Raw genomic sequence first — 26322 nt, 5'->3', positions numbered from 1 at the left:
ATACCCCCGTCAACGAGTATGTGGAGCAAATCCACAAGTTCGCACAGGTATGGGGCTGACGAGTCGGCCCTCGTCGTCTTCGCATGCTTGATTCTGACGCTCGACATCGTAGGAGCAGATGGTCACGAGGTCTTGCATACCGGTGGAAACAATAGGTGCATCGACGCCCGGGGTCAAGCCCTGCAACAAAACATCAGCAGCAGAAAGCAAAATTTCCGGACGCATGGAGCCCTCGTTGTCGGCATGGGTGTCGAGTATGAGCACCAGATGGTCCGGGCGCTCCCCCGCCTTAAGCTCGTAACCCACGAGCGTATGGTCCAAGTCCAGGCGCTTGCTCTTTTTGCCGCGCGCATAGTCGATGCCGTGGCCCGCACGCAACGTGTCGATTGCGCGACGCACCTCGTCGACGGCGACCGGCGCCTCAGGGTCCAGGTGCAGGTCGATGCGGTACGACAGGCGCGTGAGCTGGGCCGTGAGCGCCGGCGTGCGCACGTCGATGTATGCAGCCTCGATGGGCGCCAAATCGGCCGGAGATGCCGCGGCCAGTCGCCCAAAGGCCTCGTCGAGCGCGACGAACTCGGTCATAAACAGGTCATACCACTCGCAGGTCGACGACGTGCCCACGGGCAGCGCCGACGAAAAGCCCACACGCATATGCGGCGAGAAGCCCTGCGTGACAGCATAAGGCAGGCCCGCGCGACGCACGATACGCTCAATGGTATGGATTAGTTCCAAATGGCCCAGGTACTTGAGACGATCGCGCTTGCCGTAGCGAACGCGCAGCCTAAAGAGCGTGGGGTTGTCGGTCAAGCGCTCACTCATGCGCGATCACCCACCAATACGTTCTTGGCGTGGAGCGTGGGGCAGATTCCGCAGCCGGTGCACGACGTGCGGGTGCAGTCGGGCGTCGTGACACCCTCCAGCGAGCGACGGTATTCGCGCTCGAGGAAGCCGCGCGAGCAACCGGGGCTCACGTGCTCCCAGGGCAGGTGCCAGTCCAGCTCGTAGGGCAGGTGCACGAGCTCGTTGAGGTCGATGCCGTTTTTGGCCGCGGCCTCCTTCCAGTTATCGAGCGAGAAATGCTCTACCCAGGCGTCAAAACGCGAACCGGCACGCCAGGCATCGATGATGACAGGCGTCATGTCGCGGCCTGCACGAGACAGCGCCGCCTCGATAAGCGAGGTCTCGGCATCGTGGTAGTGCACGCGGACCGCACGGTTGCGAACGCTCGTAATGAGGAGCTTCTGGCGGCGTTTGACATCGTCGTAATCGAGCTGCGGGCACCACTGGAAAGGCGTGGCGGCCTTGGGGATAAACACCGACACCGAGATGGACACCGAGATGGAGCCGCGGCGCGCCTTGGGTACCACGGAGCGGCCGAGCTCCAGCACATGGTCGGCCAGGTTGGCGATGGCCACGATATCCTCATCGCGCTCACCGGGAAGACCCATCATAAAGTAGAGCTTCATGCGGTTCCAGCCGGCCTCGAAGGCCGCCTTGGCCGCGCGGTCCACGTCCTCCTCGGTCACGTTCTTGTTGATGATGTCGCGCATACGCTGACTGCCGGCCTCGGGGGCAAACGTCAGGCCGCCCTTCTTTTCGCCGGCGACCGACTCGGCCATATCCACGCCAAACGAATCCAGGCGCTGCGAGGGAATGGACACGCGAATGCCCGTATCTTCCAGGCGGCGGTTGAGCCTGCCAAGCACGTCGCGGATGCAGGAGTGGTCGGTGGTCGAAAGCGAGGTAAGCGACACCTCGTCATAGCCGGTCTTTTCCAGGCCCTGGATCACCGAGGACACAATCTGGTCTGCCGAACGCTCGCGCACCGGGCGATACGTCATGCCGGCCTGGCAAAAACGGCAACCGCGAGCGCAGCCGCGCAGGATCTCGATAGACAGGCGATCGTGAACGAGCTGCGCATAGGGCACGCACGACTGCGACAATGGATTGGTAGCGCCAAAGTCCTCAACGACGCGCTTGTAGACCACCGGCGGCACGTCTTTGCCCTCACGCGGCACGGTATAGCCGTGCGGTGAGCAGGGTTCGTCATAGCGCACCTCGTACAGCGACGGCACGTAGGTACCGGAGACGCTCGCGAGCCGCTCGACAATCTGGGCGCGCGGGACGCCCTCGTCACGCAGGCGGCGATGTAACTGGCAGATCTCGAGCAGCGACTCCTCACCCTCGCCAATCAGGATGGCATCAAAGAAGGCCGCATACGGCTCGGGGTTATAAACCGAAGGTCCGCCGGCGACGACGATGGGATCGTCCTCGGTGCGGTCAGCAGCCAGCAGCGGAATGCCGGCGAGGTCGAGCGCCTCGAGAAAGTTTGTCACGGCCATCTCGTGCGGCACATGCATACCGACGATATCAAACGAGGCCACGGGCGCTGCGCCCTCGAGCGACAGCAGCGGGATACCGGCCTCGCGCATGGCATCGCCCATATCGGGCCACGGCACATAACCGCGCTCACAGGAGATGCCCTCGGCCTGGTTAAGGATGTTGTACAGGATGGCGATACCCTGGTTGGGCAGGCCGACCTCGTACACGTCCGGGTAAATCATGCAGCAACGATAGTCGGCATCGGCCTTGGAGAGCGTACCCCACTCGTGGTCGATATAGCGACTCGGCTTTTCGACCTTCGCGAGCAGCGGCTCGATCAAATGAAAACAGTCTTGGTATGGAACGCGCAAAAGAAACCCCTAAGCAGCGAGATCGGATGCATCCTCAAAAGGATTCATGGGACGGGTAGCGCCGGCAACCGTGGTCACCAGGTCGCGGACGCGCGAGAACGTGGCGGCAACCACCTCGTTGGCACGGCTGTAGTCGATATCGCGCTCGTAGAGAGACACGAGCGCACGACCCATGCCATAGGTGCCGACGGCGGCGGAGAGTGCCTTGACGGCAAAGCCGATATGCGGCGTCTGCTTTACCAGGGCGCGAGTGACGGCGCGCATTACCAAGCCGCCGGCAAGCACGCCCGCGACCTCATAGCCGCGCTCGGGCTTAATGCCGCGCCCAAAGATAGCCGCAAGCTCAAAGAGCATGCCAACCTGCGCCAGCGCCATAACGGGATAATCGGCCCCCGGCAAAAACACCAGCGCGCCCGTCGCCATATTGGTAAGCGCGCACGAGGTGATGATGCGGTTGGCGGCGGCGATGCGCATAAAGGCAAAGTTCGCCGCAAAGGCCGTCTCCTTTTCCGTACGGTCCAGGATCCAGCGGGCGAGTGTCTCGAGCAGATACGTCTTATCGGTGGCCGCTACCACGCCGAGCATGGGCGTGGACTCCTGGATAAAAGGCACCTCGACAGCGGACTCGGCCAGCACGCACACGGGAGCGCCGGCAATGACGAGCTCCTGCACGGCGCTCTCAAGGCGGTCGGAACCGCACGAAAGCACCAGCACCACGTCGGTATCGGTCTTGGGGACGATACGCTCCTCACCCAGGCGCTCAACGCGCACAATACCCGAGGTCGTCTGCGGCACAAAGGCATCGCGCACCGTCTCGACCAAAAAACGCGAGGCAGTCGAATCCAGGTAGACCGAAACGCGCACCGGCGTATCGGAATCCCTCTTGGTGGTCGCGCCCATTTTAAAAGCGCGAGTCAGCTTTTCCACGGGAATCTTCATGGCAAATCCCTCCAGCGGTTACGCGGCGCCCGAACGATGCCGCCATATGGATTGTACGATACCCACCGTCAACAACTGGATCATCATCGAGGACGAACCAAAGCTAATGAACGGCAGCGGAATACCGGTAATCGGCATCATGCCAATGCACATGCCGATGTTCTCGAACGTCTGAAATGCCCACATGCCGACAATACCCACGCATGACAAGCGTAGAAACAGAGACTCGCACTTAAAGGCAACGCGGATCGTCGAGAAGATGAGCAGTACGTACAGGCACAGCAACAAAAAGGAACCGCAGAAGCCGAACGTCTCTGACAAAAAGGCGAAGACGAAGTCGGTATGGAACTCGGGCAGAAAGCCGCCGGCCGACTGCGTCGCATGCCCCAGGCCCTTACCAAAGAAACCGCCCGAGCCGACCGCGATCAACGACTGCTGCAGGTTGTACGCATCGTCCGAATCGGCGTTGTCGGGGTCGATAAAGACCGTCAGACGATTCATCTGGTACTGCTTAATGAGCACATCGTGACCGAGCAGCGAATCGAAGACCGAATCGAGCGCCAGGACGAGCGCCACCAAACCCACGAGCAGAGCCAAAGTCGACAGCACCCATTCGCGGCGCGCACCGCTCATGCAGATGACGATGGCGCCCGACACCAGCACGACCAGACCCGAGCCCAAATCGCCCATGGCGACGACGGCCAAAAACGGAACGGACAGCATGCCGCAGAGCTTAATGTAGTCGCGAGCGGTATCGATGCGCCCGTTGTACTGCGAGCCAAGCGTGGCCATAAAGAAGATGGTGATGAGCTTGGCAAGCTCAACGGGCTGGAATGTTAAACCGATACCGGGAATCTTGATCCAACCCGTCATTCCCAAGCCGCCCGTGTAGGACAGGCCCGGAATCTTAGGCGAGAAGATCACGATGAGATCGATGACGAGCAGGGCCGTCGAAAAGTTGGAAATGCCGCGCAGGTCGGTGCGCCAGACGAGCACCGCCAGCACCGCGCCAATACCGATACCCAGCAGGTGACGCGAGAACGAGGCGTCGGCTTTAAACTGCGAGGCGGACCAAATAATAATGGCGCCATAGGTGACGAGCGCCACAGTCGCCAACAGCACGCCGACGTGCACCTTTTGGCGAAACGTTCCGCGCGATGCGGAAATCTGCTTGTTGACGCGGTCCAGGCTGCTGCGAGAGCCGGTTTTGGTTGAGCGGAACAGGTCCGCCGGCGAAAAGTCCATCGCAACCTCCTATCGAACCGAGGAATCGCCCGTGGCCGTCGACGTGTCGGGCTCGTCATAAATCGCACCGAGGACATCGCGCACAACGTGCAGCGCGGTATCGGAGCCGCCACCGCCCTGTTCCAAGACAGTGGCGATCACGTACTTGGGGTCATCGGCCGGCGCGTAGGCGCAAAACCACGCGTAATCGTCCTCGCCGCTCTTCTCGCCCGTGCCGGACTTGCCGTAGACCGTAGGGGTCAGGGAGTTAAAGTGCGCGGCGGTCGAAGTCGACGCCGAGTAAATCACATCGTGCATGCCGTTGCGGACCAGCGCAAGATCGGCATCGTTGTTAATTTGGGCCTCAAGGCGCTTCTTTTTGCCCTTGCCGTTGTACTTGTAGGCATCGCCGTCGCCATCACGCGAGACAGCAGACAAGAACACATGCGGCACATACTGTTTGCCGCCGTTGGCAATACCCATGTAGGCGCAGGCCATCTGCAGCGGTGTCACCAGAATGTCGCCCTGGCCGATGGCGATGTTGGTCATATCGCCGGCATTCCACTTGCGGTCCTCGGCCGAGGCGTCGGTAAAGTACGACTCTTTCCACTCTGCATCGGGAATGCGGCCCGCACCCTCACTCGGCAGGTCGATGCCGCAGGTCTTGCCCAGGCCCCAACGGCGAAAGACCTCTTGCAGGCCTTCGGGATGCTGGTCGTTGTAGAAAAAGGCCTTGCCCATATCGTAGAACACGGGGTCGCAGGAGTTGGCGATACCGGACTGCAGCGTCATCGTGCCGTGGCCGGAGTGCAGCCAGCAGTACTTTCCCCAAGATTTGCCCAAGCCGGTCCAATATCCCGTGCAGTTGGTCGTTTGACTCGAAGTGTACGTGCCAAATTCGAGGCCAGCCAACGCCGAGAGGGGTTTGATGGTCGAGGCGGACATGTACTGGCCGCTAATGGCGCGGTTGAGCAGCGGATGCGAGCCCTCGTCATCGTTAAGCTCGGTCCAAACGTCATTGGAAACGCCGCCGATAAAGACAGAAGGATCAAACTTGGGTTCGCTTGCCATGCCCAAGATCTCGCCGTTGTTGGGGTCAAGGCACACCACGGCACCGTTGCCGGCATTGCTATGACCCGCAGTCTTGGCAAGCTCAATGGCATTCGCCAGAGCCGTCTCGCAGGCCTGTTGAATCTTAAGATCGAGCGTAAGCTTAATGTCAGAACCGGCCTTGGCGGGAACGGCGCCGGCTTGACCGGTAACGTTACCCGAGGCGTCAACTTTCACGGTCTGCTCACCGCGAATGCCCTGCAGCAGATTTTCGTAGTAAATCTCTACGCCCGCCTGACCCACAATATCGCCCGATTGATACGAGATCTGGCCAGCCGCGCTTTCGTTGCCGTCCGACGACTTCTTGTTCTGCGCCTCGAGCTGCTCGGAGGTAATGGTGCCGGTATAGCCCAAAATATGGCAGGCGGTCTCGCCATACGGGTACTGGCGCTCGGTGCGCTCGGCGATCTTCACGCCGGGAAACTCACCGGCGTGCTCCTGAATGTAGGCGACGGTAGAGCGGCGCACGTCAGTCGCGATCGTATGCAGGCTCTGCGCGCCCTCGGAATTGTCCTGGATGTTGCGCAGCACCGCGACATACGGCATGCCGAGCACGTTGGCAAGATGACGCACCAGCACCTTGTCGTCGGCAAGATCGCGATAGGCGACGACGGCGAGCGAGGGGCGGTTTTGCACCAGTGCGACGCCGTTGCGGTCCAAGATGCGGCCACGCACGGCCGGCGTGGTAACGGTTCGGGTCTGATTGCTCTTGGCCTGCTTGTCGTAGTAGTCCGACGAGACCATCTGCATGCCCCACAGCTTAACGGCAAGCGCGGCAAACATGGCACCCACGCCCGTGGTGAGGATGGAGAAGCGGCCCTTGAAGGCCGTGGCGGCCGTATTGCCCTCGCCCTCGGTGGCGCGCGGGGCCGTTCCGTGCTGTGTGTCGTAGGTAAAGCGGGAGTCGCCGCGGCGCATGATGACCAGCGCGACCACAATGGCCACGACCAGCGCGATACCGGCGACAACAACCGTCAACTGGGAAGACATCTTGAGGCCTCCCCTATTTGAGCTTACGGGTCTTGGGCTTAAAGCGCATGCCCGTCTGACGCCCACCGCGTGCGGAGAACCCATAGCCAGACTGCGGAGCGGCACCGGACATCAAAAACGGAATGGCAATCAAGCCCGTCAGGATCGAGGACGGCAGAGCGTGCCCAAAGATGGCCACCACAAAGCTCGTCTCCAGACCCATAAACAGCAAGATGATGCTGTAGACCACGTTGATGGCAAGCGCAAAGGCGCCCACGGTAATGCCGCGCGCGCTCGGCGAGCCGCCCGTCTGACCAGCCGCGCTGTGCACCAAAGCAAAACTGCCCACGGTCAGCAGCATCGACATAACGCCCACCGGCACGGCGGCGGAAAGGTCGTAAAACAGACCGCTGCAAAAGCCGCACACGACGGCACGCGTAGGGTCGCCCGAAAACACGCTCAGACACACCAAGATGATCATAAAGTTGACGCGGCCGCCCGCGATGGAGATTTGCGGTGCCAGTCCCGCCTGCAGCAGCACGCAGACGATAGCGGCGATTGCAAAGGCACGGGAGCCAGTCCCCTGCTCGTGTAGATCCATGGACATGCCTCCCTATTCGCTCGATCCAGAATCGGACGCTTCGGCCGTGTCGGAATCATCATCCGATTTCTCGTCCTTAGACTGAGTCGCAGCATCGCGCGACGAGCCCTGCGGGGCACTATTGGCCGAGCTCACATCATCGTCCGAAGCCGACTGCTCGTCGGTGAGCGAGGTGATGACGAGCACTTCCTCGTTATTTTCGGCCGTGGTCTGCGCACGCACCACAATGGTGTAGTACACGTCGTTAGCCGACTTCTCGACCGAAGACACGGTGCCGAGCGGCAGTCCCTTGGGGAACACGCCACCGATGCCCGAGGTCACGATGATATCGCCCACCTTAACATCGGAGTCGACGCTCACGTACTCAAGACGCAACGTGCCATCGGGCTGGCCCTGTAGCATGCCTTGTGCGCGCGTGTCCTGCACCATGGCGGACACACCAGAGTTCTCGTCTCCAATCAGGCGCACGGTCGATGTCTTGGCCGAAACCTCGATAATCTGGCCGATGACGCCGGCCGAGCTCGTCACGGGCATGTTGATGGTAAGCCCGTCGGCAGAACCCTTATCGATGGTGACGGTCGACGTCCAGGCGTCACCCGAGGCTCCGACAATACGAGCCGCAGTGGACTTGAGGTTATAGGTCGACTGCAGGCCCACAAGACCCTCAAGGCGCTCAGCGGTCTTTTGGGCCTCGGAAAGCTCCGCGACCTTGGAAGTGAGGACCTCGTTTTGCTTCTTAAGGTCGTCGAGCGACTCCTGCGAAGCGGTGAGGTTGGAGAACACGTTGCCGATGGCATTGAATGGCGCCGCCACCGCCGAGCCAACGAAACGCACCGGAGAGGTGATTGTCGTGACGCCCGAACGCACGGCATGTATCGGCCCGGCCTCGCCCTCTCGAATGTAAAACGTGAGCAGCAACACAGAAATCAGGCTGAAAACAATCAACGGGCGCATACCCGTTGATTGTCGTTTGGTATTCAGATTTGAAGAGAAACCCGAAGATCGTGCCAAATGGAATCCACCTTTTGGAAATTAAGCATTGGTCTGGACGAAACCGCCGTCAAACGCGTTGGCCTCGAGCACGCGGGCACAACCGTTTACGACGTTGTCGAGCGCCGTGGGGCTCACGTTGACCGAAACGCCCGTCTCGTCGCGCAGGCGCACGTCGAGGCCGCGCAGCAACGCTCCGCCACCGGTCAGCAGAATGCCGTAGTACATAAGGTCCGAGGCAAGATCGGGCGGTGTGGCGTCGAGTGCGTCCTTGACGGCCTTGGCCATCTCGTCGAGCGGCTTATTGAGCGCACGACGAATCTCCTCGCTCTCGATGCGCACGGTCTTGGGCAGGCCCGTGATCACGTCGCGGCCATTGACCTCGACGTCAAGCTCGTCCTTGAGCGGCACGGCAGAGCCGACCTTAATCTTAATGTCCTCGGCCGTACGCTCGCCGATGGCCAAATTGTAGGCATCGCGAACATGCGTGAGGATAGCCTGATCGAACTCGTCGCCGGCAATGCGGATGGACTGCGACACGACGATACCGCCCATGGCGATAACGGCAACCTCGGTGGTGCCGCCACCGATATCGATGACCATGGAGCCAGTCGGCTCCTCGACAGGCAAGTCAGCACCGATAGCCGCGGCCATGGGCTCCTCGATCAGATAGGCCTGGCGAGCGCCAGCCTGGATCGTAGCCTCAAAAACGGCGCGCTTCTCGACCGACGTGACACCAGAGGGAACGCATACGACGACGCGCGGACGAGGGGTCCACGGATAGCGCTTCTCGGAAGCCTTATCGATAAAGTAGCGAAGCATGGCCTCGGTGACATCGAAGTCGGCGATGACGCCATCCTTAAGAGGACGCACGGCCACAATGTTGCCGGGCGTACGGCCAAGCATACGCTTGGCCTCGATACCGACTGCAAGAATGCGCTCGTCGTTTTTGTCGATGGCGACGACGGAAGGCTCGCGAATGACAATGCCCTTGCCGCGCACAGAGACAAGCGTATTGGCGGTGCCGAGGTCGATGGCTAGATCGCCCGCATAGCTACCGAAAAACATGTCCATCAAAGAAAACAACGCAACTCCTGATGTGTTGGATGATTGCTGGAAAACTACTAGCCCATCATACTAGCGCAAGCCCGGCACCTCACTTGCGGTGAAGCACCGGGCAGCGCCAAATCTCATAAGGTCACTACTGGTTGTCAGCGGCCGAGAAATCGATGTCGAGCGAAGATACCGCCCAGCCGATATGGTTATCGGAGCGCACGAATTTGACGGTATATTCCTGCTCGCCGCCCTTGGACAGCGAAGCCTTCACCTTCGCGGTGGTCTCGGTCATGGACTGATCCATGCCCTCGATGGAGACGGTGGCGCCCTGCGGGATCGAGGAGATAATCATCGCCTTGGCGTCCTCGGACAGGCTGGAGGCCAGGCAGGACTCGGCCTTGGCGGTATCACCGTCGCCGGCAGCCTGGAACAGATCGGTGATGACGGACTCCTGCGAGGGGATACCCATGCCGCGCGTGTAGGCAAAGCCCAAACCGCCCGCGGCAAGAACAATCAGCAGAAGCAAAACCAAGAAGACCTTGAGGCCCGTATGGCGATGGCGACGACGGACCTTGGCCTGCTTGCGGTCCTGACGATCCTGCTGGACCATCTCGGACTCGGACAGCGTAAAGAAGCCCGTGTCGGACGGATCGGGCATAAACTGGCCAGTGGCACCCGTGGGATCGAGCGAATCGACAGCAGTCGTATCCATGGCGGGCGCCGGGGCCGTGGCCATGGCGGTCTGGGCCGAAAGCGCGGCAAGTGAATCGTGCACGCGGGCAAGCTCATCGGCCTGCTCGGGTGTGAGCTGGTAGATACCGTCGGCGGTGGCGGCATTAAAGGCATCGAGCGCCTCGGAAGGACGACCCGCGGCAGAAAGCGCCTCGCCCATACCCGCGTTAAGCGCACGCGTGTCATCGCGCGGACCGGCAAAGTCGATGGCCGTGCGATAGGTCTCCACGGCGTCCGCCGGTCGGCCAAGTTTGATGAAGCAGCGGCCGAGCTCGCCAAGGGCGGCCGCGGGGGCTGGATTGGCGCCATCGATGGCGGCCTGGCGGAAGGCAGTGCCTGCATTGGCGAAATCGCCCGACTGGAACAGCGCGTTGCCAAGACCCAGATAGGCCTTAAATGGCGTGGCATAGGAAGCATCCTGCGTTGCGGCGGAGAACGCCTGGGCTGCGGTCACATAGTCACCCACGGCAGCGAGCGCCTTGCCGCGGTTGGTGAGCAGCGCGCCGCGCTTTCCATAGGTGCCGTCGTTGAGGGCAGCCGCGTACGCCTCGGCAGCCTCGGCGTACATACCCAGGTGCATCAGAGCGTTGCCACGCAGATGGTCGGCCTCGCCCATGATCTCGCTGGGGGTCTTTGCCGCACCGAGCATCTGAGCGGCTGCAGAAAAGTCGCCCGCACGATAAGCGGCTCGACCCTGTTGAATCAGCTGACTATTCAAGGAAGTCCCCTTTTACTCGTGAACGATCTCGACATGGACGATCTCGTCGCCGGCACGCAGCTGCGAAATCACGTCGAGGCCCTCGACCGTGGTGCCAAAGACGGTGTAACCGGAATCCAGATTGTGCTGGGCACCCAGGCAGAAGTAGAACTGGGAGCCCGCGGAATCGGGATCCATAGAACGCGCCATGGCAAGCGCACCGTCCACATGGCTGTTGCGCGGGTTGGTGGCAAACTCGCCCTTGATGCAGTAGCCGGGGCCACCGGTGCCGGGCATACCGTCGGGGCCCTCAAGGCCGGCGGCGACGTCAGCGCCGGACATATCGCGGGTATTGGGGTCGCCGCCCTGGATCACAAAGCCGGGCACATAGCGGTGAAACTTAAGGCCGTCATAAAAGCCCATGGTGGAAAGCTCGCAGAAGTTCGCCACATGGATGGGAGCGCCCTCGCCGTCAAATTTGACCTTGATCGTACCCTTCGACGTCTCGATGATCGCACACTCGTCACCAGCGAGCTGGTACTCGGGCGTATAAAGCTCTTTCTTAAAACCAAACATGTGGTTCCTTCCTCGTGCGTTTAAAGCATATTTGTACGAATTGTAGCAATAAGCACAGGCTTCCATCAATTGCGCACGCAGGTTATGCCGTCGGAGGGCAACAAATTACGAACGCGGCTGCGGCTTCCAGGCGCTCACATTGGCATCGTACTGATTAAGGGCGCTGTTGCCGCCCTGTGCGATGGGCGCCAAGATTTCACTCTGGCGGGCGCTCAGCGACTCGCCATCGGGAATGGACAGCGAGATATCCCAGCTCTGGCAGATCATGTCGACGCGCTCGTACATCCACTCGGCAAGCTGCTTGAGGTGCTCGATATCCTCCGCGTAGACCGTATCGTCTTGCACCTTAAGGTTGTTGAGCTCGTCTTGGGTCTTTTTGATCTGGTCGCGCAGGGCATAAGCGCTCTGCGACAGCTCCTGACGCGTGGAGAGCGGCGTGCGCAGGTACCCGCTGTTAAACGAGTCGACAACCTCGCCGATCTGATCATCGTCGCCATACGACACGATCGTCTGATACAGACCGTCGAGCTTGGTATAGAGCTGGTCGTCGGAAAGGACGGTCTCCTCCTGGACCACCTCGGCGGTATCGTCGGACTTGGTCTCTTCCTCGGTAGCCTCGCCCTTCTGGCGCGAGGGGAACGTCGTCTTGGCGGCCTGGCCAAACTGGTCGTAAAAGCCCGGCATAACGCCCATGGGGTCCGATGTCACAAACCAATAGGCACTGCCGCACAAGGCAGCGAGCAACGCGATGACGATGAGCGGCTTGGGAATACGGCGCTTGTGCTTGTGGTAGGCATCCTCGTCCGGATGTACCTTGCGCTTGGGTTTTTGATTTTTGGACTGAGCGTCGTCACGAAGGGACACCGGCAGCGGGATATCGACCTTGGGAATGCCAAAATCCCTGTCGAAAGCCGGCAGCACGCAGGTCTCATTGGGATCGGCGGCATCGGAAAGTACCGCGGCGGCAGAGGCCGGCGCATGGGGCACCTCGGTATCGATCTGATCCTGCGTCAGGCGGGGAAAACCAGCCGTGCGCCCAGCAGCCAGGTCGGATGCGGCCGCATCCTCGGATAGAATGCCCGGGGCAGGGCGCCCGCACTTGGAACAGGTGCGGTCATGAGGCGACAGACGGGCACCGCAGCCTTCGCAGAACACAAACTCGGTGTGCTCGGGGCCATCGCCCGGGCCAACATAGGTGTTGCAATAGGGGCAGAACGAGGAGCCGTCCTCTATGGTCTTGAGACAATGCGGGCAAATCACGGCAGCCTCTTTTCGGAATCATTCGAACCATCGAGGTTAGAGCATAACATCGCTACGCCCCTAAAGGCACAGGGCACCAATTCAACATCGCAGGGTAGCTAATTTGGGACGGGGCTTTTTTAGCTGCCCTGGCTGATGACGCGATCTATTTGGCCGATTGGCGGCCAGGGCAGCTAAAAAAGCCCCGTCCCAAATTAGCTACCCTGTGAGGTGCGGTTACTTCTTCTTTTTGCTCGGCATCGAAACCTTAATGCCCTGGGCGGACTTGGTCACACGCGAGCGCTTGACGCCCGCGCCCTTCTTTTTCTTGGGCTGGGTCTTTTCCACGCCCTCGAGCGCGCGGGCCTCGGCCTCACGGGTCGTACGCTCCTCGCGGCGCTGCGCCATGTCGGCGGCGACGCGCTTGGCAAAACGCTCGGCCGTCGAGCCCGTCGAGCTCACCTTGCCGCCACCGCGGCCCAAGCGAACGCGCACGCCGCGGCCAAAGCCAGTGGCGGCATGACGGCGACGCGGCTTAAGCGAATCCATCATCGTGGCGAGTTTAAAGAACACGCCGCAAGTAAAGACCACAATCACCAGAAGGATAATTGCCTCGCCCATCGACAAGTTGGCGATAGACAGCAGCTCGGGGAATCCGATAACGCCCGCCAAGATGCCGACGACGACAAATACAAAGAGCACCACGCGCAAGGGAGTGAGCGGCTGCGAGATACGCCAGATCAGGCTCACGCTTGCCGCGCACGACGTGAGAAGGCACATCGTCGACAGCGTGAGTTGGCTAAAGCCAAACACGCGCGCCACAAAGATGTCGAGCGCCGCGGCCAAAATGACTGCAACCGACGCCGGCAGCGCGCGCTTGAGCACGTTGGTTAAGAACGACCCCTTCACGCGGGCATTGTTGGGCTCAAGGCCCAGCACAAAGCCCGGCGCGCCGATGCAGAAGAAGTTGATGAGCGTCATCTGGATAGGCTCAAAGGGATACGGCGGCAGCGCGATGCACAGCGCCGCCAGGCCCATCGAAAACAGCGTCTTGGTCAGGAACAGCGACGCCGAACGCTGCAGGTTGTTGATGGAGCGACGGCCCTCGGCCACCACGGCAGGCATCGAGGCAAAGTCGTTATCGACCAGCACGATTTCGGCCACGTTGCGTGCGGCATCGGAACCGGCGGCCATGGCCACGGAGCAGTCCGCCTCCTTGAGTGCCAGCACATCGTTGACGCCGTCGCCCGTCATGGCAACGGTATGGCCACGACGCTTGAGCGCCTGCACGAGCTCGCGCTTCTGCTGCGGTGTCACGCGGCCAAAGACATGGTAGCGGTCCACCGCCGCATCAATCTTGGACGGCGTATCGAGCGTCGTGGCGTCCACATAAGCGTCCGCCCCCGGTACGCCCACCACGCGCGCGATCGACGACACGGTACGCGGGTCGTCGCCGCTGATCACGTTGAGGGTCACGCCCTGCTCGTTAAAGTAGCCGATGGTCTCGGCGGCCGAAGTGCGAATCTCATCGCGAATGGTCACAAAGCCCACGGGCTCAGCCTCGCCCACCATATCGCCATCGGGTGTAAAGCCGTCCACACGGGCCACCACAAGTACGCGGCAGGTGTCGGCAAGCTCGGCCACACGATTTTCGACCTGCGCAAAGATACGCTCCGAAAGCACAAATTGCGCCGCACCCATCACATAGGAGCCCTGTGCAAACGAGGCGCCGCTCCACTTTTTGGACGACGAGAACGGAATGACCGACAGCGGCTCGGACACCTCGACCGGGCGGTCGGCATAGTAGTTGAGCAGCGCCTGACAGGTCTCATTGGCATCAGCCGAGGTCGCGCGCGCGACATTGGCAAGCGCAAAATCGAGCACGGTAGTATCGACGGGGACAGATGCCTCGTCCGAGGCCAAGCCCACACCCTCAACGGGCAACGGATAGGTGCCCTCGACCTCCATGCGACCAGACGTGATGGTGCCCGTCTTGTCCAGGCACAGCACGTCGACGCGCGCGAGCGTCTCGATGCAATAGAGCTGTTGCGCGAGTACCTTGCGGCGCGCCAGGCGCACCGTCGCGATGGCAAGCACCGATGAGGTCAGCAGCACCAGGCCCTGCGGAATCATGCCCAAAAGAGCGCCCACCGTGGACAGCAGCGCCGACGAAGGCACGCGACCGGCCAGCAGCTCGGAAAAGCACCACGAAAGCGCGCTATCGCCCGGCGCGCCCGCGGCGTCCCACAACCCACTTACACTCGAGGCGAACAGAGCCAGACCAAGCGGAATCATGATGACGCTTGCAAAACGCACGATGGCGTTGAGCGCGTTCATGATCTCGGAATTGACCTTTTTGACGTACTTGGCCTCGTTGTTGATCTTGGCCACATAGTTATCCGCACCAACATGGACCACGCGGGCACGCAACAGGCCCGAGTCGATAAAGCTGCCGCTCATGAGCTCGGAGCCAGGCTGCTTTTTGATGAGGTCGCTCTCGCCCGTCAGCAGACTTTCGTTAACGAGCGCCTCGCCCGATACCACCACGGCGTCGGCAGGTATCTGGTCCCCGCGCCCCAGGCGAATGATGTCGTCGAGCACGATCTGGTCCAAGTCGAGCTCCACCTCGGCGCCGTCGCGCACCGCGATGGCCTTCTTAGAAGTGAGGAGCGTGAGCTTGTCGACCATCTTTTTGGAGCGCATGGACTGGATGACGCCAATGGCGGTATTGAGGAACACCACGAACAGGAACGTCAGGTTCTTAAACGATCCGGTCATAATGACCAAAATCGCTAAAATCACGTTGATCAGATTGAACAGCGTGCAGAGATTTTCGATGATAAGCTCACGAACCGATTTGGTCTTAAGCTCCATGTTGCGGTTGATCTTGCCGGCGGCAATGCGCTCCTCGACCTCGGCGGTCGAAAGTCCGCGCTCGATATCCGTCGTTGCCATACCACGTCCTATCACGTCGCGTCGATATAAGAAAAACCGCCCGGACCATGCGAGGTTCGGACGGTCTTACGTTCGATGGTGCCCCATGTTGGATTCGAACCAACGGCCTTCTGCTCCGGAGGCAGACGCTCTAATCCCCTGAGCTAATAGGGCCAACGGTTGGCATTATACCCAAGTGCACCACGAGCTAACAACATAATAGAAAAAGCTCTGCAATTACGTGGGAGACGAAGCGCAGCGGCTCACTTTAGGACGCAAAAGTGAAATAATTAGTATAAACTCTCATGCACCATATGATACGGCTCGCACTGCGGGCCGTTTTTGCAAGGGTTATCCATCGAGGTGAGAGGCACACCATGATTGCAATTTTAAAGCGGAGCGCAAGCGATGAGGCCATCGGCCACATCGTCAGCTGGATTGAGAAGAAGGGTCTCAAAACCGACGTGTCGCGGGGCGAGAACGAGACCATCATCGGCCTGGTGGGCGATACGACCAAGATCGACCCGTTCCTGCTCGAGTCCATGGACGTCGTCGAGCGCGTGCAGCGCGTCTCCGAGCCGTTCAAGCGTGCCAACCGCAAGTTCCACCCCGAGGACTCCGTCATCGACTGCGGCCACGGCATCAAGATCGGCGGCGACCAGTTCCAGGTCATCGCCGGACCCTGTTCCGTCGAGGGCGAAAACCTCATTCGCATCGCCCGTCGCGTAAAGGCCGCCGGCGCCACCATGCTGCGTGGCGGTGCCTACAAGCCCCGCACCTCCCCTTACGCCTACCAGGGCATGGGCCCCGCCGGCCTGGACCTGCTATGCGAGGCCTCGGCCGAGCTCGACATGCCGATCGTCACCGAGATCATGGACCCGCGCGACGTGCAGGTCTTCTTGGATAAGAAGATTGACGTCATGCAGATTGGCGCCCGCAACGCGCAGAACTTCCCCCTGCTCAAGGAGGTCGGCAAGACCCAGACCCCGATTCTGCTCAAGCGCGGCATGTCCGGCACCGTCGACGAGCTGCTCATGGCTGCCGAGTACATCATGAGCGAGGGCAACGACAACGTTATCCTGTGCGAGCGCGGTATCCGCACCTTCGAGACCCGTACCCGCAACACCTTCGACCTCAACGCCGTGCCGGTGCTGCACCACCTGTCGCACCTGCCCGTCGTGGCCGACCCCAGCCATGCGACCGGCTACACCCGCTACGTTGAACCCATGGCGCTCGCCGCGACCGCCTGCGGCGCCAATGGCCTGGAAATCGAGGTCCACGACGAGCCTAGCCGCGCGTGGTCCGACGGCGCTCAGGCCCTCACCCCCGACCAGTTCGACGACACCATGCGCCGCATCCGCGCCATCCGCGAGGTCGTCTGCCAAGAGACCATGGAGTAGCACATGGGTACGGTGAGAAACGCGCGCGTTAACCAGGGCGGCCCCAAACGCGCCGGCATTGTGGGCCTGGGGCTGATCGGCGGCAGCTTTGCCCGCGGCTATGCGCAGGCGGGCGTCCGCGTGCTGGCCTGGGACCCCGACGATGACGTCATGACGGCCGCCAGCATGGGCACCGTCTCCGGCGAGCTCAACGACGAGACGCTCGGCGAGTGCGACATCATCGTGCTGGCCTGTTACCCCGAGGCCTGCATCGAGTGGCTCGAGAGGCACGCCCAAGCGCTCGCCGACGCCACCGATACCGAGGCCATCATGGGGCCCGTGGTGATTGACACCGTGGGCGTGAAGGGCATCGTGTGCGAGCGTGCCTTTGAGCTTGCCCGCGAGTACGGGTTTTACTTTGTGGGCGCGCACCCCATGGCGGGCACCCAGTACTCGGGCTACGCTCACTCCCGTGCCGACCTGTTCCAGGGCGCGCCACTCGTGCTCGTGCCGCCTGCAGTGGACGATGCGCTCAAGCTTGAGCTTTTAGGCCAGGTGCGCGAGATGGTGCGCCCCTTAGGGTTTGGCAAGTTCAGCGTGACCACCGCCGCCGAACACGACCGCGTGATCGCCTTTACGAGCCAGCTCGCGCACGTCGTCTCAAACGCCTACGTCAAAAGCCCGACCGCCCAGGTTCACCACGGTTTTTCGGCCGGTAGCTACCGCGATCTTACCCGCGTGGCGCACCTCAACCCCCAGATGTGGTCGGAGCTCATGATTGACGACGCCGACGCACTTGCCTTCGAGATCGACCATCTGATCGACTCGCTTAGCGCCTACAGCCGTGCGCTCAAGGACCGCGACCAGCGTTATCTTGAGAATCTCCTTGCCGAGGGCGACCGCATCAAGCGCGCGCTCGACGACGAGGCCGCCCACTAGACCACCTATCACGCCAGGTCGAAAGGACCAAAGCTTATGGCGATTACCATCGATATCGACACCGCACGCCCCTACCAGGTGCACGTCGGCACGTTTTTGCTGGAGCAGGCGGGCCCGCTCGTGCGCGCCACCGCCGGCGGATCGCGCGCCGTCATTGTGACAGACACCAATGTGGGTCCGCTCTACCAAATGCCTGTTAAGCAGAGCCTGGAGGCTGCGGGCTATACGGTGAGTGTCTGCACCTTCGAGGCCGGCGAGGCCCACAAGCGCGCCGAGACCTACATCAACATCTTGGAGTTTGTGGCCGAGCACGAGCTTTCGCGCTCCGACGTGATCGTGGCACTCGGCGGCGGCGTCGTAGGCGACGTGGCTGGCTTTGTGGCCGCCACCTACATGCGCGGCTGTAAATTTGTGCAGATCCCCACGAGCCTGCTCGCCATGGTGGACTCGTCGGTGGGCGGCAAGACGGCCATCGACCTAGCTGCCGGCAAAAACCTGGCCGGCGCCTTTTGGCAGCCGAGTGTGGTTATTGCCGACGTGGGGTGTCTCGCCACCCTCACGCCCGAGCAGTTCGCCGATGGCTGCGGAGAGGTCGTCAAACACGCCGTGATCGCCGACCCCGAGCTTTTCACCGAGTTGGAGAAGACCCCGCTCACGCTGGAGCTCCTCAACCGCGACGTTGCCCGCGTGGCGCTCATCATCGCCCGCAATATCGACATCAAGCGCGCCGTGGTCGTTGCCGACGAGCGCGAGTCCAACCAGCGCAAGCTCCTCAACTTTGGACACAGCGCTGGACACGCTGTCGAGGCCTGCGAGCACTTTGAGCTGGGACATGGCAACTGCGTGTCGATCGGCATGGGCATCATCACGCGCGCCGCAGCCCTGCACGGCATTTGCGACGCCGAGCTGCCCGGCCGCATCGAGGAGCTCTGCGCCCGCCACGGCCTCAAGACCCGCTGCGAGCTTTCCGCCGACGCCGTCTTTGCCGAGGCACTGCACGACAAAAAACGAGCCGGTGACACCATCGACCTGGTGATTCCACACGACATTGGCCGCTGCAGCATCGACCGCACGCCGCTTTCCACCTTCCATGATTTAATTGCCGAGGGCCTCGGCCAGAAGGGAGACGCCTCCGCATGCTAGCCCGCATCACTCCGTCCCCACTCAAGGGCACCGTCCCCGCCATCGCATCCAAGTCGATGGCGCACCGCCTCATCATCTGCGCCGCCCTTGCCAACGGAGAGACGCATGTGACCTGCAACACCACCTGCGCCGATATCGAGGCCACGGTGCGCTGCCTCACGGCGCTCGGCGCCCGCATCGAGACCGTCGAGGATGGCTTCCAAGTCCATCCCACTATGAAAAGTATTGAGTTTGGCCTGCTCAAAGCACTTGCCGGCAGCACGCTCGACTGCGGCGAGAGCGGCTCCACGCTCCGCTTTATGCTGCCCGTCGCCTGCGCGCTGGGAGCAGAGGCCACGTTTGTGGGCCAGGGCCGCCTGGGCGCCCGCCCGCTCTCCCCGCTCTCCGACGAGATCATCGCCGCCGGCTGCGACCTGCAGGGCCTGGGCGGCTTTCCGCTCAAGACAAGTGGCCGCATGCGCCCGGGCACGTTTATCCTGCCGGGCAACGTGAGCTCGCAGTACATTTCCGGCTTGCTGCTGGCGGCCCCGCTGCTGGCCCAGCCCTCCTGCGTGCAGGTGACCGGCCTTATCGAGAGCCGTCCCTATATCAACCTGACCATCCAGGCCATGAAGGCCTTCGGCGTCGAGGTCAACGTCGAGCGCATCCCCGCCAAGAATGGCAAGCCCGAGGTCACGAACTTCCGCGTGAGCAGCGGCTCGTACCGCACGCCCGGCAACGTAGCCGTCGAGGGCGACTGGTCCAATGCGGCCTTTTGGCTGTGTGCCGGCGCCATCGGCTCCGACCCCATCACCGTCGAGGGTGTGTCACTCAGCTCGGCCCAGGGTGATCGCAACGTGCTTGCCGCGCTCTCGCGCTTTGGCGCCCGCATCGTGCGCTCCACCAACGCCGCCACCGTGCAGTCCGACAAGCTCGCAGGCTTTGAGATGAGTGCCCACGACATTCCCGACCTGGTGCCCGTTATCTCGGCCGTAGCATCGCTGGCGCAGGGCCGCACGTTCATCCGCGATTGTGCCCGCCTACGCATCAAAGAATCCGATCGCTTGGCCACCACCACACGCGAGCTCACTGCACTGGGCGCGCAGGTGCGCATTGCCGGCGACGATCTCATCATCAAGGGCGTCGACGCCTTTACCGGCGGCGAGGTCGATTCGCACAACGACCATCGTATCGCCATGATGGCCGCCATCGCCGCGAGCCGTGCTACCGGCGAAGTTGTGATCCACGGCGCCGAGGCCGTCAACAAGTCCTATCCCGATTTCTTCGACCACTACCGCCTGCTGGGCGGCAAGGTCACGCTCGAGGAGGAGTAGCATGTCCTCGACCTTTGGCAACGTTTTGCACTTAAGCATCTTCGGCCAGTCGCACTCCCCCGCCATCGGCTGCTCGCTCGACGGCATTCCGGCAGGTATCGCCGTTGACCAGGAGCAGCTGCAGGCGTTTTTGGACCGTCGCGCCCCCGGTCGCGACGAGACCGCGACCAAGCGCCGCGAGGCCGACGCCGCGCACATCATTGCCGGCGTGGTCGATGGACACACCACCGGCGCGCCCATCGCTGCGATCATTGAGAACACCAACACGCGCTCCAAGGACTACTCCGAGCTGCGCCGCAAGCCCCGCCCCGGGCACGCAGACTTTCCGGCGCGCGTGAAGTACCACAACATGCACGACGTCGCCGGCGGCGGGCATTTCTCTGGACGTCTTACGGCCCCCTTATGCATCGCCGGCGGCATCGCGCTGCAGGCACTCGAGGCCCGCGGCATTCAGGTGATGGCGCACGTCGCGCAGATCGGCGGCATCTCCGACCTGCCCATGGACGACATGGTCTATCGCGAGGCCGACCGCAAGGCGATCCTTTCGAACGACCTACCGTGCATCGACGCTGCTGCTGCCGGCCGTATGCGCGAGGAAATACTCGCCGCGCGCAATGAACTCGATAGCATCGGCGGCATCGTGGAGTGCGGCATCTATGGGCTCCCCGCGGGTATCGGTGACCCCATGTTCGATGGCATCGAGAACCGCATCGCGCAAATCGCCTTTGGCATTCCCGCCGTAAAGGGCGTGGAGTTTGGCATGGGCTTTGCCGTGGCCGCCATGCGCGGCAGCGAGAACAACGACCCGTATCGCGTTGATGCCGAGACCGGCGAGATTGCGGTCGAGTCCAACAACGCCGGCGGCATCCTGGGCGGCATTTCAACGGGCGCACCCGTCATGTGGCGGATGGCCGTAAAGCCGACGCCCTCCATCGGTCGCGAGCAGCAGACCGTGGACATGGACGCCATGGAAAATGCGGAGCTCTCGGTCCACGGCCGCCACGACCCCTGCATTGTCCCGCGCGCCGTCCCCGTAGCCGAGGCAGCCGCGGCGCTCGCCATCTGGGACGCCCTCCTGGAGGACGCTGCCCAACGCTAGCCCGCCCACCCCGAGGGTAGTTAATTTGGGACGGGGCTTTTTTAGCTACCCCCATATGCCAGTGAGTATTTGCCCCGGCACCCATCGATTCGCCACCAGTCAAAGGGTAGCTAAAAAAGCCCCGTCCCAAATTAGCTACCCCAGGCAACGATTCACGAAAGGGGTCTCCATGGACCTTGCCGATATTCGCCAGGCCATCGACGGCATTGATACCACGCTCCTCAATAGCTTTATCGAGCGCATGGATATTGCCACCGAGGTCGCCAAGTCAAAAGTCGAGATGGGCAAGGCCGTCTTCGACCCCGCCCGCGAGCGCTCCAAACTCAACAACCTCGCCAGCCGAGCACCCGAGCGCTACGAGGCCCAGACCATTACCCTGTTCCGCCTCCTCATGAGCATGAGCAAGGCCGAGCAGCAGCGCTACATCAACGAGCTCAAGGGCATCACCGTGTCGCAAAAGGCCCATGCCACGGCAGCAGCATTTGACACACCTTTCCCTCAAACGGCCTCCGTCGCCTGCCAGGGCGTCGAGGGCGCCTACAGCCAAATCGCCGCTTGCAAGCTCTTCGACGTGCCTGATATCGCGTTCTTTGAGACTTTTGAGGGCGTTATGCGCGCCGTGCGCGACGGCTTTTGCGAGTTTGGCGTGCTGCCCATCGAAAACTCAACCGCCGGCTCGGTCAACGTCGTCTACGACCTGCTCGCCCAGTTCGACTTCCACATCGTGCGCTCGCTGCGCCTCAAGATCGATCACAACCTGCTCGTCAAGCCCGGCACCAAGCTCGCCGACGTGCGCGAGGTCTACAGCCATGGCCAGGCCATCGCACAGTGCGCCGGCTTTATCGAAGCCCACAGCCTGCACGCCACCAAGTACCCCAACACTGCTATGTCGGCCGAGATGGTCGCCAACTCCGATCGCACCGACGTCGCCGCTATCGCCTCGCGCAGCTGCGCCGCGCTCTACGGTCTGGAGGTGCTGGAGCCCAACATCCAGGACTCGGACAATAACTACACGCGCTTTGTTGTCATCTGCCGCGAGCCGCGCGTCTACCCCGGTGCCAACCGTACCTCGCTCATGATCACCACGGCAAACGAGCCGGGCGCCCTCTACCGCGTACTCGAGCGCTTCTACGCGCTCAACATCAACCTCATCAAGCTCGAGAGCCGCCCCATCCCCGGGCATGATTTTGAGTTTATGTTCTACTTTGACCTGGACTGCCCCTTTGGCAGCAAGGCCCTCGACGACCTGCTCGATTCCATCGACGATGTGTGCGAGAGTTTCACCTATTTTGGCAGCTACACGGAGGTGCTCTAGATGACCGAAACCGCTGCAACCCGCCCCTACGGCGTGCTGGGCCACGTGCTGGGCCACAGCTACACCCCGACCATCTACAAAGAGCTCGCGGGCCTGGAGTACGTGCGTTTTGAGCGCGAGCCCGAGGACCTCGAAGCCTTTATGACGGGCGACGAGTGGGAGGGCACCAACGTGACCATCCCCTACAAGCGCGCCGTCATGGACTACCTGGACGAGCTGAGTCCCCTGGCCAAGCGCATGGGCAACGTCAACACCATCACGCGCCTACCCGACGGCCGCCTGCGCGGCGACAACACCGACTACTTTGGTTTTCAGTGTCTAGTCGAGGAGCTGGGCGTGGAGGTTGCCGGCAAGAAGGTCCTCGTGCTCGGCGCCACCGGTGGCGCCGGCACCACGGCCAGTATGGTGCTCGGTGACCTGGGCGCCGTCGTTGTGCCTGTCGGCCGCACGAGCGAGGTCAACTACGATAACATCGCACAGCAGTCCGACGCGACGCTGCTCGTCAACTGCACGCCTGCCGGCATGTTTCCCCACTGCCCCGACGCGCCCTGCACGCTCGAAGGGCTCGATGCGCTCGAAGGCGTCATCGACATTGTCTACAATCCCGCCCGCACGGGTCTGATGCTCGAGGCCGAGCGCCGCGGCATCCCCTGCATCGGCGGCCTGCTGATGCTCGTGGCCCAAGCAGCACAGGCTGTCGAGCGCTACACCGGTCAGATTACACCGCGCGAGCACATCCTGGACGTAACGGAGCGCTTGTCTCGCCGCGAGCAGAACATCGCGCTCATCGGCATGCCGGGTTCGGGCAAGACCCGCGTAGGCGAGCAGATCGCCCAGCTCACGGGTCGCGAGCACATCGACTTGGACCGCGCGCTCGAGGAGCGTCTGGGCATGCCCTGTGCCGACTTTATCGTCGAGCGCGGCGAGGCGGCCTTCCGCGAGCAGGAGACGGCGGCGCTGGCCGACATCTCCAAGCGAAGCGGCCTGGTACTCTCCACCGGCGGCGGCGTGGTCACGCGTGACGAGAACTATCCGCTGCTGCACCAGAACAGCCAGATCGTGATGCTCAACCGCGGGCTCGACGAACTCGCCCACAAGGGCCGCCCCATCACCGCCCGCGATGGCATCGATAAGCTCGCCGAGCAGCGCATGCCGCGCTACCGCGCCTGGGCCGACTACATCATCGACTCACGCGACTGCGCCGCCAACACCGCCCGCGCCGTCCTCGACGCCCTCTAAAACCTGCCAAAAAGGGACAGGTTTATTTTGGCAGGTTTTATCTGGGCAAACGCCGCAGACAGCAAGCCCCGCCACCAACCAGACCGCAAAGGAAGCAACCATGAAAGCACTCGTCATCAACGGCCCCAACCTCAACATGCTCGGCATTCGCGAGCCGGGCATCTACGGCAGCGACAACTACGGCCGCCTGGTCCAGATCTGCCAGGAGGCAGGAGCCGCACAGGGCTTTGACGAGGTCGAGGTCTTCCAGTCCAACCACGAGGGCAGCATCGTCGACAAGATCCAGGAGGCCTACGGCAAGGTCGACGGCATCGTTATCAACCCAGCAGCCTACACGCACACCAGCGTAGCCATCCTGGACGCGCTTAAAGCCGTCGCCATCCCCGCCGTTGAGGTCCACATCAGCGCCGTCGAGACGCGCGAGGACTTCCGCCAGGTGAGCTACGCCCGCCTGGCCTGCTTCGCCACCATCACCGGCGAAGGCCTCCAGGGCTACGCTCACGCGCTGGAGCTGCTGAAGGAGCATCTCGAAAAGTAGCGTCGCGAGCAAATCCATCAACACGACCACGCGCTAATAAAGCCAGCGCCGGCAGTAGCGACCTCGCTGCTGCCGGCATTTTATTACTGGCATATAATCGTTGCAGTCACACTACGTCTGGAGACCCACATGCTGAGCATTCACCTGGGGGATTACCCCGGTTCCATCTACGATACCGAAACCTATTTTAGGAACTCATACTTGGACTCATGGTTCGAAGACCCCATGGCCGCACAGATTATTAAACGCGTGGACGGATCAGAGCTCATCGGTCCCCACAACATCGTAAGCAAGCAGCTGGGCTCAATCACTCCACTCGAACTGTCCGGCGGCGTTAAGACGCTGCTGCTGGTGCGCAATCTCCCAAATATGGTGTTTAACGCATCCACCTGCGGAGACAACTGTGCCCGCTGGCTACTCAAGATCGGCAAAGAACAGGATGTGCTGGTGACCTTATACCACATTATGAAATTCCCCTGGAAGAACTTTGAAATCCGCATTGAAAACGATGGCCGCATCGTCAGGAACATGCAGGAGTTTGTCGGTGCCACGAATGACTTTTTGGATGTTGATGAGTAATGAGGGGAACGCACACCGTTGTCGTAGAGCGTGCAAAGGTCAAATACACGCTCACGTTTAAACGAAATATTTCCTTCATACGCGGCAACAGCGGCACGGGCAAAACGACGCTCATCTCGATGATTCGCGACTACAACGACCGAGGACCGGAAAGCGGCGTTGCACTCAGCTGCGACGTACCTTGCGAAACGCTTTCTGGCAGACGCTGGGAGCGCGAGCTGTCGATCATCGAAGATTCAATCGTCTTTCTAGATGAGGGTAACGAGTTTATCTACTCAAAGGACTTCGCCAAAGCCGTCAACGGCTCGTCCAACTATTTTGTTCTGATATCTCGTCGCGACGCCAACGAGCTCCCCTACAGCGTCGACGAGATCCTAAAACTGGTCAACACCACAAGCAAGACGATCAATGGCCGCAAGAGCGACAGGCGCTTCTACTCGGTGACCAAGCCGCTATATGACCACACGGCAAGTATGCTGTATCAGGACCTTAACGTAGGTTTCGACAATCCCGATGCCGTAATTGTCGAGGATAGCAAGTCTGGTTATCAATTCTACAGCGCCCTTTGCAACCGACTGGGAATCCCCTGCTACACCGCTACCGGCGTAGCAAACCTAAAACGAACGATTCACGAATGCCCCGAGCAAAACGTTCTTGCCATTGGAGACGGCGCAGCGTTTGGTCCCTACATCGAAAAGGTGCTGGGACAGCGCGTTTACAAGAACGTTCGCTTGTTCCTCCCGGAATCATTTGAGTGGACGCTTCTGCAATCCGGCCTCATCCCCAACAACGACATTCCAAAAATCCTCAAGGATCCTTCGAGCTATATCGAAAGCCGCAAGTACCTAAGTTGGGAGCGATTCTTCACCGACGTATTGATCAAATACTCGGCAGACACTCGCTATGCCTACAAAAAGGCAAAGCTCAATGAGCAGTACCTGAGGCCGCAGGCAATGGATGCAGTAGCAAACGTCTTGCCCGAGTGTTTGAAAGCAGAATAGTGGGTCCTTAAGAT

22 protein-coding genes and 1 tRNA gene are annotated in these 26322 nt (G+C 61.4%); 10 read left to right on the top strand and 13 right to left on the bottom strand.

The annotated features are described in order from the left end of the window. Positions 1-9: 9 nt before the first annotated feature. The 13 genes from ACTQ0H_RS03195 to ACTQ0H_RS03135 all read right to left on the bottom strand — a co-directional run bounded on the left by ACTQ0H_RS03195 (position 10) and on the right by ACTQ0H_RS03135 (position 15937). Complete coding sequence (locus ACTQ0H_RS03195) at positions 10-822, bottom strand: TIGR03936 family radical SAM-associated protein (RefSeq protein WP_441537882.1); 813 nt, start codon at positions 820-822, stop codon at positions 10-12. Continuing rightward, a complete protein-coding gene (locus tag ACTQ0H_RS03190; protein WP_441537883.1) occupies positions 819-2696 on the bottom strand; it encodes a TIGR03960 family B12-binding radical SAM protein in 1878 nt (625 codons plus the stop codon). Before ACTQ0H_RS03190 ends, ACTQ0H_RS03195 begins: the two co-directional genes overlap by 4 nt. A 9-nt stretch (positions 2697-2705) precedes the next feature. Next, positions 2706-3635 (bottom strand): YcjF family protein, encoded by a 930-nt coding sequence (locus tag ACTQ0H_RS03185; protein ID WP_441031136.1) that lies wholly within the window; start codon positions 3633-3635, stop codon positions 2706-2708. An 18-nt stretch (positions 3636-3653) separates the two neighbouring features. Next, positions 3654-4880, bottom strand: coding sequence for an FtsW/RodA/SpoVE family cell cycle protein (locus ACTQ0H_RS03180; protein WP_154516190.1), 1227 nt, complete (start codon positions 4878-4880; stop codon positions 3654-3656). A 9-nt stretch (positions 4881-4889) separates the two neighbouring features. Beyond that, positions 4890-6959: a penicillin-binding protein 2 gene (mrdA, locus tag ACTQ0H_RS03175; protein ID WP_441537884.1), complete on the bottom strand. Its 2070-nt coding sequence runs from the start codon at positions 6957-6959 to the stop codon at positions 4890-4892. Positions 6960-6972: 13 nt separating this feature from the next. Next, entirely contained in the window at positions 6973-7539 is a 567-nt protein-coding gene (locus ACTQ0H_RS03170; RefSeq protein WP_441537885.1) for a hypothetical protein, read from the bottom strand. 12 nt (positions 7540-7551) lie between these two features. Then, positions 7552-8493: a rod shape-determining protein MreC gene (mreC, locus tag ACTQ0H_RS03165; protein ID WP_154516181.1), complete on the bottom strand. Its 942-nt coding sequence runs from the start codon at positions 8491-8493 to the stop codon at positions 7552-7554. 78 nt (positions 8494-8571) lie between these two features. Continuing rightward, complete coding sequence (locus tag ACTQ0H_RS03160) at positions 8572-9603, bottom strand: rod shape-determining protein (protein ID WP_006236061.1); 1032 nt, start codon at positions 9601-9603, stop codon at positions 8572-8574. A gap of 127 nt (positions 9604-9730) precedes the next feature. Further along, the gene (locus ACTQ0H_RS03155; protein WP_427726917.1) at positions 9731-11035 is read right to left on the bottom strand and encodes a tetratricopeptide repeat protein; all 1305 of its coding nucleotides are present in this window, start codon (positions 11033-11035) and stop codon (positions 9731-9733) included. Positions 11036-11047: 12 nt separating this feature from the next. After that, positions 11048-11590: a peptidylprolyl isomerase gene (locus tag ACTQ0H_RS03150; protein ID WP_154516178.1), complete on the bottom strand. Its 543-nt coding sequence runs from the start codon at positions 11588-11590 to the stop codon at positions 11048-11050. A 105-nt stretch (positions 11591-11695) separates the two neighbouring features. After that, positions 11696-12850, bottom strand: coding sequence for a zinc ribbon domain-containing protein (locus tag ACTQ0H_RS03145; RefSeq protein ID WP_441537886.1), 1155 nt, complete (start codon positions 12848-12850; stop codon positions 11696-11698). A 216-nt stretch (positions 12851-13066) separates the two neighbouring features. Next, complete coding sequence (locus ACTQ0H_RS03140) at positions 13067-15784, bottom strand: HAD-IC family P-type ATPase (RefSeq protein ID WP_441547809.1); 2718 nt, start codon at positions 15782-15784, stop codon at positions 13067-13069. Positions 15785-15860: 76 nt separating this feature from the next. Beyond that, positions 15861-15937, bottom strand: a tRNA-Arg gene (locus ACTQ0H_RS03135). A gap of 203 nt (positions 15938-16140) precedes the next feature. On the opposite strand from ACTQ0H_RS03135, the gene aroF reads away from it, so the two are divergent. The 10 genes from aroF to ACTQ0H_RS03085 all read left to right on the top strand — a co-directional run bounded on the left by aroF (position 16141) and on the right by ACTQ0H_RS03085 (position 26308). Further along, positions 16141-17163, top strand: a complete 1023-nt coding sequence (gene aroF / locus ACTQ0H_RS03130) for a 3-deoxy-7-phosphoheptulonate synthase (protein ID WP_441547808.1) — start codon at positions 16141-16143, stop codon at positions 17161-17163. Between the two features lie 3 nt (positions 17164-17166). Then, positions 17167-18081 (top strand): prephenate dehydrogenase, encoded by a 915-nt coding sequence (locus ACTQ0H_RS03125; protein WP_441547807.1) that lies wholly within the window; start codon positions 17167-17169, stop codon positions 18079-18081. A 36-nt stretch (positions 18082-18117) separates the two neighbouring features. Continuing rightward, complete coding sequence (gene aroB, locus ACTQ0H_RS03120) at positions 18118-19224, top strand: 3-dehydroquinate synthase (RefSeq protein ID WP_441547806.1); 1107 nt, start codon at positions 18118-18120, stop codon at positions 19222-19224. Further along, positions 19218-20537 (top strand): 3-phosphoshikimate 1-carboxyvinyltransferase, encoded by a 1320-nt coding sequence (gene aroA, locus ACTQ0H_RS03115; protein ID WP_441547805.1) that lies wholly within the window; start codon positions 19218-19220, stop codon positions 20535-20537. Before aroB ends, aroA begins: the two co-directional genes overlap by 7 nt. A 1-nt stretch (position 20538) precedes the next feature. Further along, a complete protein-coding gene (gene aroC, locus ACTQ0H_RS03110; RefSeq protein WP_441547804.1) occupies positions 20539-21636 on the top strand; it encodes a chorismate synthase in 1098 nt (365 codons plus the stop codon). Positions 21637-21805: 169 nt separating this feature from the next. Continuing rightward, positions 21806-22951 carry a prephenate dehydratase gene (gene pheA / locus ACTQ0H_RS03105; RefSeq protein ID WP_441547803.1) on the top strand — a complete coding sequence of 382 codons (1146 nt, stop codon included), beginning with the start codon at positions 21806-21808 and terminating at the stop codon, positions 22949-22951. Beyond that, positions 22952-24190, top strand: a complete 1239-nt coding sequence (locus ACTQ0H_RS03100; protein WP_441547802.1) for a shikimate kinase — start codon at positions 22952-22954, stop codon at positions 24188-24190. Positions 24191-24290: 100 nt separating this feature from the next. Next, entirely contained in the window at positions 24291-24728 is a 438-nt protein-coding gene (gene aroQ, locus ACTQ0H_RS03095) for a type II 3-dehydroquinate dehydratase (protein WP_441547801.1), read from the top strand. A gap of 129 nt (positions 24729-24857) precedes the next feature. Continuing rightward, positions 24858-25307, top strand: coding sequence for a DUF4869 domain-containing protein (locus tag ACTQ0H_RS03090; RefSeq protein WP_427748113.1), 450 nt, complete (start codon positions 24858-24860; stop codon positions 25305-25307). After that, a complete protein-coding gene (locus ACTQ0H_RS03085; protein ID WP_441041620.1) occupies positions 25307-26308 on the top strand; it encodes a hypothetical protein in 1002 nt (333 codons plus the stop codon). The genes ACTQ0H_RS03090 and ACTQ0H_RS03085 overlap by 1 nt, the downstream gene beginning before the upstream one ends. The last annotated feature ends 14 nt before the right edge of the window (positions 26309-26322 follow it).

The sequence above is a fragment of the Collinsella sp. LCP21S3_A3 genome, assembly GCF_052118905.1.
Lineage (GTDB): Bacteria > Actinomycetota > Coriobacteriia > Coriobacteriales > Coriobacteriaceae > Collinsella.
The sequence above is the reverse complement of the archived record's forward strand: the minus strand, read 5'-3'. Positions and strand labels throughout refer to the sequence as shown.

What these genes read in the sequence shown, in the direction of transcription:
- aroB (WP_441547806.1), top strand. Translation starts at nt 18,118, where the DNA reads ATGGCGATTACCATCGATATCGACACCGCACGCCCCTACCAGGTGCAC.
- mrdA (WP_441537884.1), bottom strand. Translation starts at nt 6,959, where the DNA reads ATGTCTTCCCAGTTGACGGTTGTTGTCGCCGGTATCGCGCTGGTCGTG.
- aroF (WP_441547808.1), top strand. Translation starts at nt 16,141, where the DNA reads ATGATTGCAATTTTAAAGCGGAGCGCAAGCGATGAGGCCATCGGCCAC.
- ACTQ0H_RS03140 (WP_441547809.1), bottom strand. Translation starts at nt 15,784, where the DNA reads ATGGCAACGACGGATATCGAGCGCGGACTTTCGACCGCCGAGGTCGAG.
- ACTQ0H_RS03150 (WP_154516178.1), bottom strand. Translation starts at nt 11,590, where the DNA reads ATGTTTGGTTTTAAGAAAGAGCTTTATACGCCCGAGTACCAGCTCGCT.
- ACTQ0H_RS03100 (WP_441547802.1), top strand. Translation starts at nt 22,952, where the DNA reads ATGACCGAAACCGCTGCAACCCGCCCCTACGGCGTGCTGGGCCACGTG.
- ACTQ0H_RS03180 (WP_154516190.1), bottom strand. Translation starts at nt 4,880, where the DNA reads ATGGACTTTTCGCCGGCGGACCTGTTCCGCTCAACCAAAACCGGCTCT.
- ACTQ0H_RS03195 (WP_441537882.1), bottom strand. Translation starts at nt 822, where the DNA reads ATGAGTGAGCGCTTGACCGACAACCCCACGCTCTTTAGGCTGCGCGTT.
- ACTQ0H_RS03090 (WP_427748113.1), top strand. Translation starts at nt 24,858, where the DNA reads ATGCTGAGCATTCACCTGGGGGATTACCCCGGTTCCATCTACGATACC.
- ACTQ0H_RS03085 (WP_441041620.1), top strand. Translation starts at nt 25,307, where the DNA reads ATGAGGGGAACGCACACCGTTGTCGTAGAGCGTGCAAAGGTCAAATAC.
- ACTQ0H_RS03185 (WP_441031136.1), bottom strand. Translation starts at nt 3,635, where the DNA reads ATGAAGATTCCCGTGGAAAAGCTGACTCGCGCTTTTAAAATGGGCGCG.
- mreC (WP_154516181.1), bottom strand. Translation starts at nt 8,493, where the DNA reads ATGCGCCCGTTGATTGTTTTCAGCCTGATTTCTGTGTTGCTGCTCACG.
- aroQ (WP_441547801.1), top strand. Translation starts at nt 24,291, where the DNA reads ATGAAAGCACTCGTCATCAACGGCCCCAACCTCAACATGCTCGGCATT.
- ACTQ0H_RS03160 (WP_006236061.1), bottom strand. Translation starts at nt 9,603, where the DNA reads ATGGACATGTTTTTCGGTAGCTATGCGGGCGATCTAGCCATCGACCTC.
- pheA (WP_441547803.1), top strand. Translation starts at nt 21,806, where the DNA reads ATGGACCTTGCCGATATTCGCCAGGCCATCGACGGCATTGATACCACG.
- ACTQ0H_RS03170 (WP_441537885.1), bottom strand. Translation starts at nt 7,539, where the DNA reads ATGGATCTACACGAGCAGGGGACTGGCTCCCGTGCCTTTGCAATCGCC.
- aroA (WP_441547805.1), top strand. Translation starts at nt 19,218, where the DNA reads ATGCTAGCCCGCATCACTCCGTCCCCACTCAAGGGCACCGTCCCCGCC.
- aroC (WP_441547804.1), top strand. Translation starts at nt 20,539, where the DNA reads ATGTCCTCGACCTTTGGCAACGTTTTGCACTTAAGCATCTTCGGCCAG.
- ACTQ0H_RS03125 (WP_441547807.1), top strand. Translation starts at nt 17,167, where the DNA reads ATGGGTACGGTGAGAAACGCGCGCGTTAACCAGGGCGGCCCCAAACGC.